The sequence below is a fragment of the 'Catharanthus roseus' aster yellows phytoplasma genome, from assembly GCF_004214875.1.
Lineage (GTDB): Bacteria > Bacillota_I > Bacilli_A > Acholeplasmatales > Acholeplasmataceae > Phytoplasma > Phytoplasma asteris.
In genome coordinates this window covers 407,427-423,863 of record NZ_CP035949.1, presented here as the reverse complement: position 1 = coordinate 423,863, position 16,437 = coordinate 407,427, and the positions used below count along the sequence as shown (strand labels likewise).

Annotated in this window: 29 protein-coding genes and 1 pseudogene; all 30 read left to right on the top strand. The window is 31.9% G+C overall.

The window, feature by feature from the left end:
* The first annotated feature begins 1,556 nt into the window (after positions 1-1,556).
* The 30 genes and pseudogenes from rpmF (at position 1,557) to rpsK (ending at position 16,419) form a co-directional block, all read left to right on the top strand.
* Positions 1,557-1,764, top strand: a pseudogene (gene rpmF, locus EXT02_RS02040) (50S ribosomal protein L32).
* Between the two features lie 172 nt (positions 1,765-1,936).
* Positions 1,937-2,254, top strand: coding sequence for a hypothetical protein (locus tag EXT02_RS02035; RefSeq protein WP_130427774.1), 318 nt, complete (start codon positions 1,937-1,939; stop codon positions 2,252-2,254).
* Between the two features lie 731 nt (positions 2,255-2,985).
* Positions 2,986-3,309, top strand: coding sequence for a 30S ribosomal protein S10 (gene rpsJ / locus EXT02_RS02030; RefSeq protein WP_069028299.1), 324 nt, complete (start codon positions 2,986-2,988; stop codon positions 3,307-3,309).
* Between the two features lie 195 nt (positions 3,310-3,504).
* Positions 3,505-4,170: a 50S ribosomal protein L3 gene (rplC, locus tag EXT02_RS02025; RefSeq protein WP_130427772.1), complete on the top strand. Its 666-nt coding sequence runs from the start codon at positions 3,505-3,507 to the stop codon at positions 4,168-4,170.
* Positions 4,157-4,780: a 50S ribosomal protein L4 gene (gene rplD, locus EXT02_RS02020; protein ID WP_130427770.1), complete on the top strand. Its 624-nt coding sequence runs from the start codon at positions 4,157-4,159 to the stop codon at positions 4,778-4,780. Before rplC ends, rplD begins: the two co-directional genes overlap by 14 nt.
* Positions 4,780-5,067, top strand: coding sequence for a 50S ribosomal protein L23 (rplW, locus tag EXT02_RS02015; protein ID WP_130427768.1), 288 nt, complete (start codon positions 4,780-4,782; stop codon positions 5,065-5,067). Before rplD ends, rplW begins: the two co-directional genes overlap by 1 nt.
* A 62-nt stretch (positions 5,068-5,129) precedes the next feature.
* Positions 5,130-5,960, top strand: a complete 831-nt coding sequence (gene rplB, locus EXT02_RS02010) for a 50S ribosomal protein L2 (RefSeq protein WP_069028295.1) — start codon at positions 5,130-5,132, stop codon at positions 5,958-5,960.
* A gap of 12 nt (positions 5,961-5,972) precedes the next feature.
* Positions 5,973-6,254 carry a 30S ribosomal protein S19 gene (gene rpsS, locus EXT02_RS02005; protein WP_011412797.1) on the top strand — a complete coding sequence of 94 codons (282 nt, stop codon included), beginning with the start codon at positions 5,973-5,975 and terminating at the stop codon, positions 6,252-6,254.
* Positions 6,255-6,274: 20 nt separating this feature from the next.
* Positions 6,275-6,664, top strand: a complete 390-nt coding sequence (rplV, locus tag EXT02_RS02000) for a 50S ribosomal protein L22 (protein ID WP_024563686.1) — start codon at positions 6,275-6,277, stop codon at positions 6,662-6,664.
* Positions 6,648-7,406, top strand: coding sequence for a 30S ribosomal protein S3 (rpsC, locus tag EXT02_RS01995; protein WP_130427766.1), 759 nt, complete (start codon positions 6,648-6,650; stop codon positions 7,404-7,406). The genes rplV and rpsC overlap by 17 nt, the downstream gene beginning before the upstream one ends.
* Positions 7,384-7,806, top strand: a complete 423-nt coding sequence (gene rplP, locus EXT02_RS01990) for a 50S ribosomal protein L16 (RefSeq protein ID WP_069028292.1) — start codon at positions 7,384-7,386, stop codon at positions 7,804-7,806. Before rpsC ends, rplP begins: the two co-directional genes overlap by 23 nt.
* Positions 7,803-8,123, top strand: a complete 321-nt coding sequence (gene rpmC / locus EXT02_RS03220; RefSeq protein WP_130427764.1) for a 50S ribosomal protein L29 — start codon at positions 7,803-7,805, stop codon at positions 8,121-8,123. Before rplP ends, rpmC begins: the two co-directional genes overlap by 4 nt.
* On the top strand, positions 8,123-8,386 hold the full coding sequence (gene rpsQ, locus EXT02_RS01980; RefSeq protein ID WP_130427762.1) for a 30S ribosomal protein S17: 264 nt from the start codon (positions 8,123-8,125) through the stop codon (positions 8,384-8,386). The genes rpmC and rpsQ overlap by 1 nt, the downstream gene beginning before the upstream one ends.
* Positions 8,387-8,398: 12 nt before the next feature.
* Entirely contained in the window at positions 8,399-8,761 is a 363-nt protein-coding gene (gene rplN, locus EXT02_RS01975; protein WP_011160585.1) for a 50S ribosomal protein L14, read from the top strand.
* 14 nt (positions 8,762-8,775) lie between these two features.
* Positions 8,776-9,123 (top strand): 50S ribosomal protein L24, encoded by a 348-nt coding sequence (gene rplX, locus EXT02_RS01970; RefSeq protein WP_069028288.1) that lies wholly within the window; start codon positions 8,776-8,778, stop codon positions 9,121-9,123.
* A gap of 21 nt (positions 9,124-9,144) precedes the next feature.
* Positions 9,145-9,684 carry a 50S ribosomal protein L5 gene (gene rplE / locus EXT02_RS01965; protein WP_071345518.1) on the top strand — a complete coding sequence of 180 codons (540 nt, stop codon included), beginning with the start codon at positions 9,145-9,147 and terminating at the stop codon, positions 9,682-9,684.
* A 14-nt stretch (positions 9,685-9,698) separates the two neighbouring features.
* Positions 9,699-9,968 (top strand): 30S ribosomal protein S14, encoded by a 270-nt coding sequence (rpsN, locus tag EXT02_RS01960; RefSeq protein ID WP_130427760.1) that lies wholly within the window; start codon positions 9,699-9,701, stop codon positions 9,966-9,968.
* A gap of 21 nt (positions 9,969-9,989) precedes the next feature.
* Entirely contained in the window at positions 9,990-10,382 is a 393-nt protein-coding gene (rpsH, locus tag EXT02_RS01955) for a 30S ribosomal protein S8 (RefSeq protein ID WP_011160589.1), read from the top strand.
* Between the two features lie 55 nt (positions 10,383-10,437).
* Positions 10,438-10,992, top strand: coding sequence for a 50S ribosomal protein L6 (gene rplF, locus EXT02_RS01950; protein ID WP_069028285.1), 555 nt, complete (start codon positions 10,438-10,440; stop codon positions 10,990-10,992).
* Between the two features lie 9 nt (positions 10,993-11,001).
* Positions 11,002-11,355, top strand: coding sequence for a 50S ribosomal protein L18 (gene rplR, locus EXT02_RS01945; protein WP_042068032.1), 354 nt, complete (start codon positions 11,002-11,004; stop codon positions 11,353-11,355).
* Between the two features lie 14 nt (positions 11,356-11,369).
* Positions 11,370-11,885, top strand: coding sequence for a 30S ribosomal protein S5 (gene rpsE / locus EXT02_RS01940; protein WP_011160592.1), 516 nt, complete (start codon positions 11,370-11,372; stop codon positions 11,883-11,885).
* Entirely contained in the window at positions 11,882-12,079 is a 198-nt protein-coding gene (gene rpmD / locus EXT02_RS01935; protein WP_011160593.1) for a 50S ribosomal protein L30, read from the top strand. The genes rpsE and rpmD overlap by 4 nt, the downstream gene beginning before the upstream one ends.
* Positions 12,079-12,516 carry a 50S ribosomal protein L15 gene (gene rplO / locus EXT02_RS01930; RefSeq protein WP_069028283.1) on the top strand — a complete coding sequence of 146 codons (438 nt, stop codon included), beginning with the start codon at positions 12,079-12,081 and terminating at the stop codon, positions 12,514-12,516. Before rpmD ends, rplO begins: the two co-directional genes overlap by 1 nt.
* Positions 12,517-12,518: 2 nt before the next feature.
* Positions 12,519-13,760 (top strand): preprotein translocase subunit SecY, encoded by a 1,242-nt coding sequence (gene secY / locus EXT02_RS01925; RefSeq protein WP_071345521.1) that lies wholly within the window; start codon positions 12,519-12,521, stop codon positions 13,758-13,760.
* An 18-nt stretch (positions 13,761-13,778) separates the two neighbouring features.
* Positions 13,779-14,432 carry an adenylate kinase gene (locus EXT02_RS01920; RefSeq protein WP_069028281.1) on the top strand — a complete coding sequence of 218 codons (654 nt, stop codon included), beginning with the start codon at positions 13,779-13,781 and terminating at the stop codon, positions 14,430-14,432.
* Complete coding sequence (map, locus tag EXT02_RS01915) at positions 14,429-15,172, top strand: type I methionyl aminopeptidase (protein WP_130427758.1); 744 nt, start codon at positions 14,429-14,431, stop codon at positions 15,170-15,172. The genes EXT02_RS01920 and map overlap by 4 nt, the downstream gene beginning before the upstream one ends.
* 75 nt (positions 15,173-15,247) lie before the next feature.
* Positions 15,248-15,484 (top strand): translation initiation factor IF-1, encoded by a 237-nt coding sequence (gene infA, locus EXT02_RS01910; RefSeq protein WP_130427756.1) that lies wholly within the window; start codon positions 15,248-15,250, stop codon positions 15,482-15,484.
* A gap of 12 nt (positions 15,485-15,496) precedes the next feature.
* Complete coding sequence (rpmJ, locus tag EXT02_RS01905) at positions 15,497-15,613, top strand: 50S ribosomal protein L36 (protein ID WP_011160599.1); 117 nt, start codon at positions 15,497-15,499, stop codon at positions 15,611-15,613.
* A gap of 12 nt (positions 15,614-15,625) precedes the next feature.
* A complete protein-coding gene (gene rpsM, locus EXT02_RS01900) occupies positions 15,626-15,991 on the top strand; it encodes a 30S ribosomal protein S13 (protein ID WP_130427754.1) in 366 nt (121 codons plus the stop codon).
* Positions 15,992-16,032: 41 nt separating this feature from the next.
* On the top strand, positions 16,033-16,419 hold the full coding sequence (gene rpsK / locus EXT02_RS01895; RefSeq protein WP_130427752.1) for a 30S ribosomal protein S11: 387 nt from the start codon (positions 16,033-16,035) through the stop codon (positions 16,417-16,419).
* Positions 16,420-16,437 lie beyond the last annotated feature (18 nt).

Genomic DNA, 16,437 nt, shown 5'->3' with positions numbered 1-16,437 from the left:
TTATTATCAGAAATTATCACCTATCCCCCCCTTGATAAGTATATTTTTTATCTAGGTCACCTCGAATTTCTCCATCAGGATATAAACAAATTGTACTTGGCTCGCATGTTCCTGTAGCAATTTCGAACGATATATTCCCATCTTTTATTCTATTTATTGTTTTTCTTTTGGTTAATGTTCCATTAAAATTAGGATTAATCTTTTCTTTAATATGTTTTATTACTTTGTCCAGGTGGGAATCCCAATCCCCTTCAATTTCTACAAGGTGTAATTTTGGTCCTTGTTGTTCTTATGTTGACTCTTCTTGTACTTGTGTTGTTGTTGTTTGTGCTTGTCTTTCTTTTTTTCTCAAACTTATTTTATACTTGTTTTATAATCATATCTTAATTTAAGATTTGATTGAGTTTTGGTAAAATGAGGGATAATAATAAATAATAAATAAAGTAAATATTATAATAATTAAAAATAAAAGTGTTTTTTTGTTATAAGTATTGGATAAAAACATTTTGGTTAATGCCTTTTTTTAGAAAATTGATAAATTTTTGGAAAAATATCCCCTTCTTTCTTTCTAAAATTTACGGTTTTTTAATTATTTAAGTTAATTATAAAGTATTCATTAGGTTTTTAGTTAGTTAAACCATCAAAAAAGATAAAGAGTTTAAGACATCAAAGACTATTAAATAATTAATAGCCTTTGAATTGATTATTTGATATTTATTTAAGTTAATGAAAGATTATAAAATAATGTTATTAAAGAGTAATTTATTCAATTTATACATGTTTGTTAATGGAAAGTGTTTTTTAGTATGTGTTAGTGTAATTTATTTTGGATTTAGCTGATTGAGCTTCTGTTAGTTTGTTATTTTCTGCAATTACATTACCATTTTCATCCACTACTACTTAATATTGCATAGTTAATTCAAAATCAGCAGTATCGGTGTTATTTTCAACTAAACCATCAAGAGTTAATAATTCTACTTCTAATGAACTTCTTCTGAAACAAATTTGTTATCTTTGGTAAGAGCAAATTTGTAGTCTTTGGTATATACTTCAAAATCATTGTTATCTTGTGTTTTAACTTTTACTCCAACTCTAAATTTGTCAGTTTTGTCTAAGTCGTTAACTTTGAATGTTGGTAAAAATACTTTTAAGAACCATTTTTTAGTAGTTTCTTTGTTTTCAAAACCTTTTACGGAGGTGAAACATAAAAATGGTACTTCAACAAAATTAATTTATTAAAAAAACTCAAATTATTTTAGTTATATTGTTGTAATTTGACAAAATAATAATTAAAGTAGCAAATAAATAAGAAAAAAGTAAAAAAAGCTCAAAATAGATTGACAAAACAGCTTTTTTAAGATAAAATAAACTTAGGTTTAAAATTAATTTTGCACGCTTTGGCATGATTATTAATTTTTTAAGCTTGATTAAAGTGCTAATAATAATTTTTGGCAGTTATTAATTAGGTTTTGATTAACCTTTTATTTGTTAAAAGTTTTATTATTATTTATAATAAATGCTAAAAACAAAAAATTATAAAGAAAGGATTTGATAAAATGGCTGTTCCTTTTAGACGCACCGGAAAAACGGCAAAAAGAAAAAGACGTACTCATTATAAGTTAAGCAATCCTGCTTTAGTACTTTGCAAAGAAACTAATACTTTTACTTTGTCTCACAGAGTTACTAAAAATAGTGGTTATTACAAAGGAAAACTTATTTTGGAAAACAAACCTTCTAAATCTCAAAAAAACAACTGACAATTAATTTATCATTATTAGACAAATTATTTTGTTTAAATAATTTTTTTTCTTAGATGACGATATTGTTTTTTTTATTTGATATTATTTTAATTTATAGTTTTAATATTTTTTGGATTTATTTATTTTTTGATAGTTACTATTTAATTTATTTTAAAAGAATTATTTTATTTTTAAGTGTGTTTGGGTCTTATATTGTTTTAGAAGCATCAAAAAAATATCAAGAAGCAGATACGGCATCATTTTCTAAAACTTATAATGATAATTCAACGAAATTTTACAAGGAGAATTCATATTCAGCTTCTTTGGTTAATGAAGAAGCTAAAAAATCTTATGATGCCAAATTAGAAAAACATAACGAAGATCAAAAAGCCCTCAAAGAAAAACAAGAAGTAACTAAAAAATACGTTTTCCTTTTTGTAGAGTTTTTCTTTGTATTGGCGTTAGTAGGATTTAATGGTTATTTCTGTTATTCTAAAGCTAAATCATTTAAATAATTATAAGTAAAAATATGTCTGATATTAAACAAAACATATCTTCTTTATTAAAAACATCAATTTTTTATTATTAAGTGTATTTGGAATGATTGTTACTTTTTTGATATATGCGTTTTTTGAAAATCTAAATACTCAAAAAGTTTTACAACAATATCTAGATTCATTACAATCTAATACAAATATACTATCAAATTATAATTTATTATTACAACTTACTAAAAAACAAATGTATACAAGTTATTTAAGAGTTGTTATATTAGTTATTATTTGGGTTTTAATTATAATATTTAATGGTTATATGTGTTTTGCCAAAATTAACCCTTTTAAACAGTTTTTTAAATTTGTTAAAAAAGTTATCAATAAATATAAATATAAAAATGGACCTTTTCATTAAATAATTTTATCTTTTAATATAAAGATATTTGAATTAACTTATTGTATTTTTTAACAAACAAAATCCAAAATAAATAAATCTTTTCACCATTTTACTTATTTGAAACAGCTTTTTTTATTTTAAAAAACATTATTAATTACTTTTTTAACTTTTGTAATTAAAATGACTTGCAATAAAATCTTTTTTAAGGTATAATAAAAAAGCTTGCTTTAAATATTTTTTCTTTTAATCCAAAAAACAAAACACCAATGTCAGTTGTCTAAGAAAAAAATTATTTAAGCAAAATATTTGTCTAATAGGCAATATTTTCAAACATTTCTAAAAAAGGAGAATATAAGTGAACAAAAAAGAAAAAGAAATTATCAAAATAATTCTAAGAGCCTACGACCATCATTTAATTGATCAAGCAGCTAAAAAAATTATTGATATTGTCACTAAAACAGGAGTAAATATTGAAGGTCCAATACCTCTTCCTACCAGAAAAGAAGTATTTACTGTTTTGCGTTCTCCTTTCGTTAACAAAGATTCAAGAGAACAATTTGAACGACGCACTCACAAACGTTTAATTCAAATTATCAATCCTAATAAAAAAACAATTGAATCTTTAATGCACATTAGTTTGCCACCTGCAATTGATATTTTGTTAAAAAAAAACCAATAGCAAAAGCAAAATTTAGGCACTATTCATTTTAATATGAATAAATATTTACTTTTTTATAACCATTTCATTTAAATCATTTCATTTGGTTAAATCACAATCACGATTGCAATTACAATTTCAATCAACTTTTGAAAATCACTTTAAAAAACTTTTTACAAACTTTAAAGCAAAATTAAAAAAAGAAAGAGGAAGAACATGGCTCAAGGAATCTTAGGTAAAAAAATAGGAATGACTCAAGTTTTTAACGAACAAGGAGAATTAGTTCCAGTAACAATAGTAGATGTTGCACCTAACGTTGTTTTACAACAAAAAAACGTTGACCAAGACGGCTATCAAGCTACTCAAATAGGTTTTTTCGACAAAAGAGAAAAAAACACTTCTAAACCTATGTTAGGACATTTTAAAAAAGCAACTACTGCCCCTAAGCGCTTCATTAAAGAAATTAATTTTAGTTCGGATGTCAATTCAAACCTAGCTAATTTAGCAGTAGGCGCCCTAATCACAAACGATTTATTTCAAGTAGGTGATTTAGTTGATGTAACAGGAACTTCCAAAGGTAAAGGTTTTGCTGGTTCTATTAAGAGACACAATCAAAGCAGAGGTCCTGAAAGTCACGGGTCTCGTTATCACCGTCGTCCAGGTTCAATGGGCCCTATTAAAGGTAAATTAAAAGGTAAAAAACTACCAGGACACATGGGACACGAAACTGTTACTATCCAAAATTTAGCTATTCTTTCGGTTGATACTGAAAAAAACTTATTCTTAATAAAAGGCAATGTCCCAGGACCTAATAAAGGTTTTGTAATTATCAAATCTGCTGTAAAAAAATTGACAAAGGAGCAAACGCATGCCAAAAATTAATATTCTTAATCAAAAAGGCGACTTCGTTTCTGAAAAGGTTTTAGCAACTACTGTTTTTGACATTAAACCTAATCAACAAGTTTTATACGACGTTGTAAATGCTCAAAGAGCTGCAATGCGTCAAGGCACACATGCTACCAAAACTCGCGCTTTAGTTGCTGGTGGAGGTAAAAAACCATGGAGACAAAAAGGAACTGGTCGTGCTCGTCATGGCTCTATTCGTTCTCCTTTATGGCGTGGTGGTGGAGTTACTTTTGGACCATCCCCAAGAGATTATTCTGTTAAAGTAAACCAAAAAGTACGTAGTCTGGCTCTAAAATCAGCTTTATCACTCCAAGCTAAAAATAATCAATTAGTAGTTGTAGACAAAATTAATTTAGCAACTCATAAAACTAAAGATTTCCAACAAATGTTACAAAAATTAAACATCACTTCCAAATCCCTAATTGTAGTTACTCAAATGACAGAACAATTAGCTTTGGCTTCTCGCAATCTATCTTATATTACTTTAGAAACAGCTTCTCATGCAAGTGTTTATCAAATCCTTAATTGCAAACAATTAGTCCTAACTGCTGATGCTGTTAACTATTTTGAAGAGGTTTTAAAATAATGAATAAATACTATGATTTAGTTAAAGCACTAATCATTACTGAATTAACTAATAAATTGATCGAAAGACAAAATAAATACACTTTTAAAGTTGCCAAAACAGCTAATAAAGTAGAAATTAAAAAAGCTTTAGAAAGCATTTTTAAAGTAAAAGTTTTATCAGTTAACACTCGCAACGTTTTACCACAATTCAAAAGAAAAGGTAAATTCGAAGGCTATACTTCTGGTTATAAAAAAGCTATTTGTAAAGTAACTCCAGGACAAAAAATCGAAATCCTTGCTAACTAATAAACTCAAACCCAACCAAAACAACGATTAACGATTAAAAAAATACAAGGCAGGTATAAATTATGGCAATTAAAAAATATAAGCCTACTACAAATGGATGTCGTAATATGAGTGTTTCTGCTTTTTCAGAAATCACCACTCAAACTCCTGAAAAAAGATTATTGGTATCTCATAAAGACCAAGCCGGACGCAACAACCAAGGTAAAATTACAGTAAGACATCGTGGCGGCGGCGTTAAAAGGAAATACCGTTTAATTGATTTTAAAAGAAACAAAGATAACATTGTTGGCAAAGTAGCTACCATTGAATACGATCCAAACCGCAGTGCTAACATCGCTTTAATTCACTATGTAGACGGCGAAAAAAGATACATTCTTGCTCCTAAAGGACTTACAGTAGGGATGCAAATTGTCTCTGGTAAAGAAGCAGATATCAAAGTTGCCAATTGTCTTCCTTTAATGAATATTCCAGTAGGAACCACCGTTCATAACATTGAATTAAAACCAGGTAAAGGCGGACAAATTGCTCGTAGTGCTGGTTCTTTTTGTCAAATTATTAGTAGAGAAGACAAATACGTGCTATTACGTCTTCAATCAGGCGAAGTTCGCAAAGTTCTTGGAACTTGTCGTGCTACTATTGGAGAGATCGGCAACGAATCTTATAAACTAATTAATTACGGTAAAGCAGGCAAAAAACGTTTCTTAGGAATAAGACCAACAGTAAGAGGTTCTGCGATGAACCCGAACGATCACCCTCATGGTGGTGGTGAAGGTAGAGCTCCTATTGGACGCAAATCACCAATGACACCTTGGGGCAAAAAAGCTCGTGGGGTCAAAACTCGTGACCGTAAAAAAGCATCTAATGCTTTAATTATTAGACGTCGTACAAAATAAGGAGTTATTAATATGCCACGTTCAGTTAAAAAAGGACCTATTGTTGCTAGCCATCTATTAGCAAAAATAGAAAAACAAAAAAACTTAAAAAACAAAAAAGTGATCCAAACTTGGTCACGCAGTTCTACAATCACACCTATTTTTGTAGGACACAAAATCGCTGTTTATAACGGACGCGAACACATTCCAGTCTACATTACAGAAAACATGGTAGGACATAAGTTAGGTGAATTTTCCCCTACACGTACTTACCGCGGACACAACAAAAAAGACAAAAAAATGCAAAAAAAATAAAATAATGGGAAGGAATAACTATGGAAACCAAAAACGCCAAAGCGATTGCTAGAAAAGTTTCAATCGCCCCTCGAAAAGCACGTTTAGTTGTTGATTTAATTCGAGGAAAAAATATTGCACAAGCTCAAGCCATTTTAACTTTTACCCCTAAAGTAGCTGCTCCCGTTATTTTAAAACTTTTAAACAGTGCTGTTTCCAATGCTGTTAATAATTTAAAATTAAACCGCGAACAACTTTATGTTAAAGAAGTTTTTGTCAACGAAGGTTTGCGTTTAAAACGTATGTTTCCAAGAGCTAAAGGTTCTGGTGATATGATTAAAAAAAGAACCAGCCACATTACTTTAGTAATAACTTCTAGCACAAACTTGCAAACATCAAAGGAGGAAGAACAAAGTGGGTCAAAAAACTAATCCTAACGGCTTAAGATTAGGCATTATTAGAACTTGGGAATCTCAATGGTGTGTTAATGATAAAGAAATTCCTAATTTAATTAAAGAAGATTTTTTAATTCGTAAACTAATCAATAATTTTACTAAAAAAAGTGCTATCAGTCAAATTGACATTGAACGCCTAAAAGAAAAAAATAAAAACCGTATCACTATTTCTGTCCACACCGCTAAACCAGGCGTTATTATTGGAAAAGATGGCGATACACGCAACAAATTAGTTGACAAACTCAAAGAACTTACCCAAAAAGACGTTAATCTTAACGTGTTAGAAGTTAAAAACTCTGATAAAATTGCTTTATTAATTGCTCAAAATATGGCTGAACAACTAGAAAATCGTATGTTTTTCCGCCGTGTTCAAAAAATGGCAATCCAAAAAGCCCTAAAAGCTGGTGCCAAAGGAGTAAAAACTTTAATTTCTGGTCGTTTGGGCGGTGCTGAAATAGCTCGTAGCGAAGGACATGCCGAAGGCAGAGTTCCTCTACACACTCTAAGAGCAGACATCGATTACGCTGCTCTTGAAGCTCACACTACTTATGGAGTTTTAGGAATTAAAGTATGGATTTTCCACGGTGAAGTTTTACCAGGACAAACCATTCTAGACACTAGAAAACCGTTTACTTCGCAATCTTCTAACACTCCTAACAGACGCCCTCGCAATTTCAAAGGAGGCAACAATAATCATGTTAATGCCAAAAAGAACTAAATATCGTCGTCCTCACCGCGTTAGTTTTGAAGGCAAATCCAAAGGTAAAAACGTTATTGCCAACGGAAACCACGCTTTGGTTGCCAAAGAAGGTGCTTTTATCACTAACAAACAAATTGAAGCCGCTCGTATTGCAATAACACGTTACATGAAAAGAACAGGAAAAGTGTGGATCAACATTTTCCCACATCTATCCTTAACTAAAAAACCTTTAGAAGTAAGAATGGGTTCTGGTAAAGGTTCTCCTGAAGAATGGGTAGCTGTAGTAAAAACAGGTAAAGTTTTGTTCGAAGTTAAAGACACTACTAATTCTTCCAAAGTAGAAATGGAAGCTTTAAGACTTGCGTCTCACAAACTACCGATTAAAACTAAAATCGTTAAAAAAGGTGCTGAAGTATGAAAACTCAAGAAATTTTAAAATTAAATCCAGAAGAATTAGAAAACAAAGTAGACAAGTTAAAACAAGAACTGTTTGATTTGCGTTTTCAATTAGCTTTAGGCAAACTAACTAACACTGCCAAAATCAAAAAGCTTAAAAAAACCATTGCTCGCATCAAAACAATCCTAACCCAAAAAAGCAATCAACAAACAGCCACTACTCCAACTTTTGTCACTTCCACTGCCAAACCTGTTTTAGCAAATCAAAGCCCAACTCCACAACCAACTTCCCCTGATTTAGATGACACTGTAGAAACTATCAAGGAGGAACAACAATAATGCAACGCAATTTTAGAAAAACTTTCGTAGGTAAAGTAGTTTCAGATAAAATGGATAAAACCATTACTGTTATTGTTGATATTTACAAAAAAGACCCTTTATATGGCAAAAGAGTGAAACAATCGAAAAAATTCCACGTCCATGATGAAAATCAAGAAGCCAAACCAGGCGTTTTAGTTAATTTTATGGAAACAAGACCTCTTTCTAAAACTAAAAGATTTCGATTATTCAAAATTCTTTCCCATGCAAAGAGCGTAAAGTAAGGAGATTTTGATATGATTCAACGAGAAAGTCGTTTAGTTGTAGTTGACAACAGCGGTGCTAAAGAAGTTTTAGTTATTGGTATTTTAGGAGGCACTCGTCGTAGTCATGTAAATATCGGAGATATTGTATTAGTAACTGTTAAATCAGGTTCTGGTACAGTTAAAAAACATGACGTTCTAAAAGCTGTCATTGTACGCACCAAAAAAGGTCTAAGACGTAAAAATGGCTCTTACATTAAATTTGACGACAATGCTGTAGTGCTTTTAAAAGAAGATTTAAATATTATTGGCACCCGTATTTTTGGTCCAGTAGTTAGAGAATTGAGTGATAAGAAATTTTCCAAAATAGTTTCTTTAGCCCAATTAGTTTTGTAAGGAGAGACAACTCAATGCGTATTAAAGTAGGAGAAACAGTAGCTATTTTAGCTGGCAAAGATCGTTTTGTAACAGACGAATCAGGTAAAAAAATGACTAAAACAGGCAAAGTATTAAAAGTTTTTGCCAAAACTCAAAAAATTATTGTTGAAGGTGTCAACATCAAAACCAAACACCAACCCCCTTCCCAAAACGAAGAAAATGGCACCATCGTTAAACAAGAAGCTCCCATTCATGTTTCTAATGTAGCTTTAGTTTGCCCCCAAACACAAACTCCCACTAAAGTAGGAATTCGCATACAATCAGGTAAAAAAGTTCGTTATGCTAAAAAATCAAATCAAACATTAGACGAAAAAAATTAAGGAGGCTTTGCATCAATGTCAATGAAAAAAGAAAATACTCTAGACTATTCCAAAATCACTGCCACCTTAATGGAAACTTTTAATTATAAATCCGTTATGCAAGTCCCAAAAGTAGAAAAAGTTGTCATCAATATGGGCGTAGGCGATGCTATTTTTAATGTTAAAGTTTTGGATGATGTAGTAGAAGAATTAAAATTATTAAGTGGACAAAGCCCTGTTATCACTAAAGCCAAAAAAGCTATTTCTAATTTCAAATTACGTGAAGGCATGCCAATTGGAGCTAAAGTGACTTTAAGAGGAACCCGCAAAGAGGCGTTTTTATACAAACTAACTCGTTTAGTTTTCCCCCGCGTAAGAGATTTTAGAGGCATTTCTGGTAAATCTTTTGACGGCAGAGGTAATTACGCTCTAGGATTAAAAGAACAAATCGTTTTTCCAGAAATTAATATCGACAAAGTTAAAAAAATTCGTGGCATGGATATCATCATTGTAACTACTGCCAAAAATAACACTCAAGCCAAAAAGCTTTTAGAGCTTTATGGTATGCCGTTTAAAAATTAAAGGAACTATTACTTATGGCTAAAAAATCCAAAATCGTAAAAGATCAAAAACAAAGAGAGCTAGTTTTAAAATATGCCAAACTACGCTTAGAACTTAAAAAAAAAGCTGACTATGCTGGGTTGTCTCAAATTCCTGCCAAAGCATCACCTGTACGTTTAAAAAACAGAGATTCTATTGATGGAAGACCACGCGGATACATTCGTAAATTCGGCATTTCCCGCATTAATTTTAGGCATTTAGCTCATCAAGGTAAATTACCTGGAGTCAGAAAAACTAGTTGGTAAAGGTAAAAAGGAGGCTCAAACATGGTTATGACAGACCCTATTGCAGATATGCTGACACGCATTCGTAATGCCAATCAAATGTCACATTTAAAAGTGCTAGTACCTGCTTCTAAGTTAAAATTAGAAATTTTAGCAGTTTTAAAAAAAGAAGGTTTTATTAAAGATTTTTATCTACCTCAGTCATCTCGCGAAATAATTATTAGTTTGAAATATGCTCCCAACAAAGAAAGAGTTATTAAAGGCTTAAAAAGAGTTTCCAAACCAGGACTTAGAGTTTATGCATCAGCAGAACAAATTCCTAAAGTGCTCAACGGTTTAGGAGTTGCTTTAGTTTCTACTTCTAAAGGAATTCTAACAGACGCTCAAGCTCGCCTTTCTCAAGTTGGTGGCGAAGTTTTAGCTTATATTTGGTAATTAATTGCCAAATCAAAAGTAGTTAAAGTAGTTAAAGGAGATAAAGGAGAAAATTATGTCACGCGTAGGAAACAAAGCAATTGAAGTCCCTAATGCGGTTAAAGTTGATATCAAAGATAGAAATTTTATCTCAGTTGAAGGCCCTAAAGGCAAATTAGAATATCAATTCAATCACAGATTAACAATCACTAATGAAAACAAAGTCATCACAGTAAAACGCCCTAATGATGAAATTTTTATGAAAAAAATTCACGGCACCACTAGAGCCTTACTTTCCAATATGGTAGAAGGCGTAAGCAAAGGCTTTCAAAAAACCTTAAAAATTGTAGGGTTAGCTTATCGTGCTCAAATTAAAGATAAACAACTAATTTTATCTTTGGGTTTTTCTCATCCTGTAATCGTTGCCATTCCTGATAATCTAGAAGTGGTAGTTAACCAAAACACAGAAATTGTTATCAAAGGAATTGACAAACAACTTGTCGGTGAATTTGCTGCCAAAAATGTAAAACTACGTAAACCAGAACCTTACAAAGGTAAAGGAATCCGCTACGTAGGACAATACGTTAGACAAAAAGCTGGGAAAAGCGCTAAAAAAACAAGAAAGGACTAAAAATAAGTTATGATAACCAAACAATCCTCTAACGTGCTTCGTAAAAAACGTCATCTTCGCCTTAGAAAAATTGTTTCAGGCACATCACAAAGGCCACGTTTAAATGTTTTTAGATCTAATAAATTTCTTTATGTGCAAATAATTGATGACACCCAACAAACAACTCTATGCAGCGCTAATAGCAAAGAAGCCAATGTTTTGGGATCCAACATCAAAGCCGCTGAAGCAGTAGGCGCTCTTATCGCTAAAAAAGCCTTAGCCCAAGGCATTAAAAATGTTGTTTTTGATAGATCAGGGTATTTGTATCACGGCAAAATCAAAGCCTTAGCTGATGCTTGTCGTAAATCAGGCTTACAGTTTTAAAGGAGAAAAGCAAAATGAAAGCAATAAAGAAAGAATTTAACAAAAAAGCCCCTCTTTTAGAAGAAAAAGTTGTTAAAATCAATCGTATTACTAAAGTAGTTAAAGGCGGTGCTCGTTTTCGTTTTTCTGCTTTGGTAGTTGTTGGCGATAAAAAAGGGCAAATTGGTTTCGCCACCGCTAAAGCTAAAGAAATTGTAGAAGCCATTAAAAAAGCTTTAGAAAAAGCCAAAAAACAATTAGTTCGCATTCCTATTACAGGAACTACTATTCCTCATGACACTATTGGACGTTTTGGAGCGTCTAAGTTTTTTCTAAAACCAGCTTCCAAAGGAACTGGAATTGTTGCTGGAGGAAAAGCTGCTAGAACTATTTTAGAATTAGTAGGCATTAATGATGTTCTTACTAAAACTTTTGGTTCACGCACCTCTATTAACGTAATAAGAGCAGTAATGGATGGATTACAAAGTTTACGCACTAAAGAAGAAGTAGCTAAATTAAGAGGCATCACTTTAGCGAAAAAAGAACAATGAAATTAAAAATTACTCTTACCAAAAGCCTTATTGCTTGTCGTGTTAATCAAATTAAAACCGCTCACTGTTTAGGTTTGAAAAAAATTAACAATCAAGTTATTAAAGATGACACTCCAGCCATCCATGGAATGATTAAAACCATCAGTCATCTTGTTGTAGTTGAAAAAGTTTCTGATACAAAGGAGCAAAAATAATGTTACACACACTAAAACCAGTCACTAATGCTCGTAAATCCACTAAACGTTTAGGACGTGGACCTGGTAGTGGTACTGGTAAAACTTCTGGTAAAGGACACAAAGGACAATTAGCACGTTCAGGAAAAACTTTGCGTCCCGGCTTTGAAGGCGGACAAATCCCTTTTTTTCAAAGAATTCCTAAAAGAGGATTTCACAACTTTGCCCAAAAAAGATACGCCCTTCTTAACCTTAAAACTCTAGAAACCTTTCCTCAAGATACCGTTGTCACTCCTCAATTATTGTTAGAAAAAAAAATAATTAAAGACCAATTATGTGGTATTAAAGTTTTGGCGCAAGGAACTCTCACTAAAAAATTAGTCGTAAAAGCTTCAAAATTCTCCAAACAAGCTCAAGCAGCCATTTTAGCAGTTGGTGGAAATATAGAGGTAATTTAAAGATGAAACGTCAATTAAAATTAGTTTTAGGCAATCGTAAATTAATGTTTCAAATCTTTTTTACTTTATTTATTATTTCTATTGTTTGTTTAGGAACTTCTTGGCCTCTTCCTTTTATTAATACTAAATCCCTTGATTTGTCCAAACTTTTTGGGGTTTTTTCCATAAATGCTGGTACTCTTTTTGGATTGGGAATCACTCCTTACATCACTGCTTCCATTGTAGTGCAATTTTTGCAAAAACTTCTTCCTATTTGTCGCGAATGGAAAGACCAAGGACAAATGGGCAAACGCAAACTTAATCTTTTAACACGTAGTCTTGCCTTATTGTTTGCTTTTGGGCAATCTTTTGCTTTTTTGAACAGTTATTCAAAACTTTTTGTCACATCAATAAGTACAAGCCAACTGTTTTTGTTAGCTTTAATTGCTACTGCAGGAGTTGCTATTTTAATTTGGTTTGCTGACCTTATCAATTCCAAAGGTATTGGAAACGGGACTTCTATTTTAATTGTTGTTTCGATGAGCCACAGTCTAATTAATCTATTTGTAAATCTGAACGAATCATATTTATCTCAAAAAAATTTTTTAACTTTGAAAACTTTTAATTTTGCATGTATTGTTCTTTTACTTCTCTTATTTTTAATTTTTACTGTAGTTGTGCAAATAACATCTTTAAAAATACCTATCAATTATGCGCGCAATCAAGTGCAAGGAAAAAGCTACATTCCATTAAAAATTAATAGTGCAGGAGTTATGCCAGTTATTTTGGCATCTGCTTTATTGCAACCTTTCCAGATGTTATCAGGAGTTATTGGGAATACAAAATTTACAGAAGTAGTAGATTTTTTTGCCAAAACTAACTTTCCTGGAAACCAAATTAACTTTTTTGCCATAGGCTTTTTAGTCTTGTTAGTAATTGTTTTTTCTTTCTTTTCTGCTTTTATGAATGTCAATCCTGAAGATATTTCAGAACATTTATCCAAACAAGATGCCTATATTGCAGGTTTAAGACCAGGTGAACAAACTACTCGTTATTTAGCTAATACCTTATTTAAAATCACCGTTTTAGGAACTGTTTTTATTGCTGCTCTTGTTGTAACACCTATTCTTATGGAACATTTTTTAGGTTTGAAAGATATGAAATTAGGAGGAACCAGTTTGCTTATTATTGTTAGTGTAGCCCTTGAAACTATCCAACGCATCAAAGCTACTGCCAACAAAAAAGAATATCAAAAATTATTTTAATTAAGCAAACAAGACAATATGATACTAATATTATTAGGACCGCCCGGAATTGGTAAAGGGACTCAAGCTTCTGTTTTATCAGATATTTTAAAAATTAACCACATTGCAACAGGCGATATTTTTCGTAAAAATTTTAAAGAAAATACTGAATTAGGCATTTTAAGTAAAAAATTTATTGCTCAAGGACTTTTAGTTCCTGACGACATTACTAACCAAATGATAGCTGATTACTTGTCTAAGGACATCGCTACTAAAGATTTTTTATTAGACGGTTTTCCCCGCAATGTTTTGCAAGCTCGTTTTTTGGATGATTTTTTCAAAAACTCTCGTTTATTTTTAACTAAAGTCATCTATTTTAACGCTGGTACCCAAGATTTAATGAAAAGAATTGTAGGACGCAGAATTTGTCCCGAATGTGGTAAGGTTTATCACATCGAAAACATTCCTCCCAAAACCCCAGGTATTTGTGACAAAGACCAAAAAACCTTAATTCAAAGAGAAGATGACAAACCAGAAACCTTCCTTAAACGCCTCAAAGTGTTTAATCAAGAAACATTGCCATTAGTGCAATATTATCGCGAACAAAATCAACTTTTTGAAGTAGATGGTATGCAAAACATCGACCAAGTTACTAAAATTATTTTAGAAGTTTTAGAAACAGACCGCAAATGATTTCCATCAAAACTCCTCATGAAATTGCTATCATGAAACAAGCAGGAAAAATCATTAACGAAGCCCACAGATTGCTTGCTTCCTTTGTTATTCCAGGAATGTCAACTTTTGATCTAGATTTATTAGCTAAGAATTTTTATCAAAAAAAAGATGTTATTTCTGCTTTTAAAGGTTACAACGGATTTCCCAAATATATTTGTGCCTCAGTTAATGAAGTGGTAGTTCACGGCATTCCTTCCAAAAAAACCATCCTTAAACAAGGTGATATCATTACCTTAGATTTAGGAATTAACTATCAAGGTTATTATGTTGATTGTGCTTATTCTTATGCTGTAGGAACTGTTTGCCAAACTACTCACAACTTGCTTGCACTTACTCAAAAAGCCTTATTTCAAGGTCTTTTGCAAATTAAACCCCAAAATCATTTTTCTGACATTTCTCATGCCATTGAACTTTTTGCCAAAAACAATAATTTAGGCATCGTAGAAGAATTTACCGGACATGGTATTGGTACATCTTTGCACGAAGAACCCTATATTCCTAATTTTGGCAAACCCCACGAAGGCGCAATCCTACAACCAGGAATGACTTTTTGTGTAGAACCCATGCTTACTTTAGGAAATCCCGAAATTGCTATTTTGCAAGATAATTGGACTGTAGTTACCACAGACAAAAGCCTAAGTGCTCATTTTGAACACACAGTTTTAGTAACTCCTACAGGATACGAAATACTTGCATAATATGTTTTTCATTTTACCAAATTACATCACAACCACCCCCAAACCCAGAAATCAAAATTAAAGGAATCACTTTGAATGTCAAAAAACAATTTAAACGAAACTGAATCCAAAATTGAAATCGAAGCTAAAGTTGTTGAATTATTATCAAATGATAAATTTAAAGTAGAGCTTCCAAATAAAAAAACGATTATCGCTTATGTTTCTGGTAAAATACGTATCAACAACATACGCATTTTACCTGGTGATAAAGTAAGAATTGAATTATCACCATACGACCCTACACAAGCACGAATCACTTATCGTTTTAAGTAAGGAGAAAAGATTATGAAAGTTAGAGCTTCAGTTAAAAAACGCAGTGAAGATGATATTATTGTTCGTCGTAAAGGACGCATTTATGTTATCAATAAAAAAAATCGTAGACACAATCAAAGACAAGGATAAAAGGAGATATTTATGGCGCGAATTGCAGGAATAGATATTCCAAGCGACAAAAGAGTAGTAATTGCACTAACTTATATTTATGGTTTAGGCAATAAATTATCTCATAAAATTTTAAACGAGTTAAACATTGACCAAAATATTAGAGTTAAAAATTTAACCGAACAGCAATTATCATCTTTACGTAGTGAAATTACTAAATACAACGTAGAAGGCGACCTAAGACGTGAAGTTACTTTAAATATTAAGCGTTTAATGGAAATTGGAGCTTACAGAGGGCTACGCCACCGTAAAGGATTGCCTGTAAGAGGACAAAAAACCAGAAACAATGCTCACACTGTTAAAGGTAAACCTAAAGCAATTGCTGGTAAGAAAAAATAATAAAATTAACTAAATAATAAAAATAATAAAGGAGAAAGGCATTGGCAAGAAAAAAAACTACCAAACGCAAAGTTAAAAAAAATGTTCCTTTAGGAATTGCACATATTCATACCACTTTTAACAACACTATCGTTACTATCACTGATCTTAACGGTAATGCTGTTACTTGGAGTAGTGCAGGTGCTTTGGGTTTTAAAGGAAGTCGTAAATCAACTCCCTTTGCAGCACAATTAGCCGCTGAAGCAGTTGCCAAAGCAGCGATGGAACACGGAATGGTTAAAGTAGAAACTTTCATTACAGGACCAGGTCCCGGAAGAGAATCAGCTATCCGTTCTTTGCAAGCAGCAGGATTAGAAATTACTGCTATTAAAGATGTTACTGCAGTACCACATAATGGTTGTCGACCGCCAAAACCTCCTAGAGGATAATAATCTTGTTCGACATTT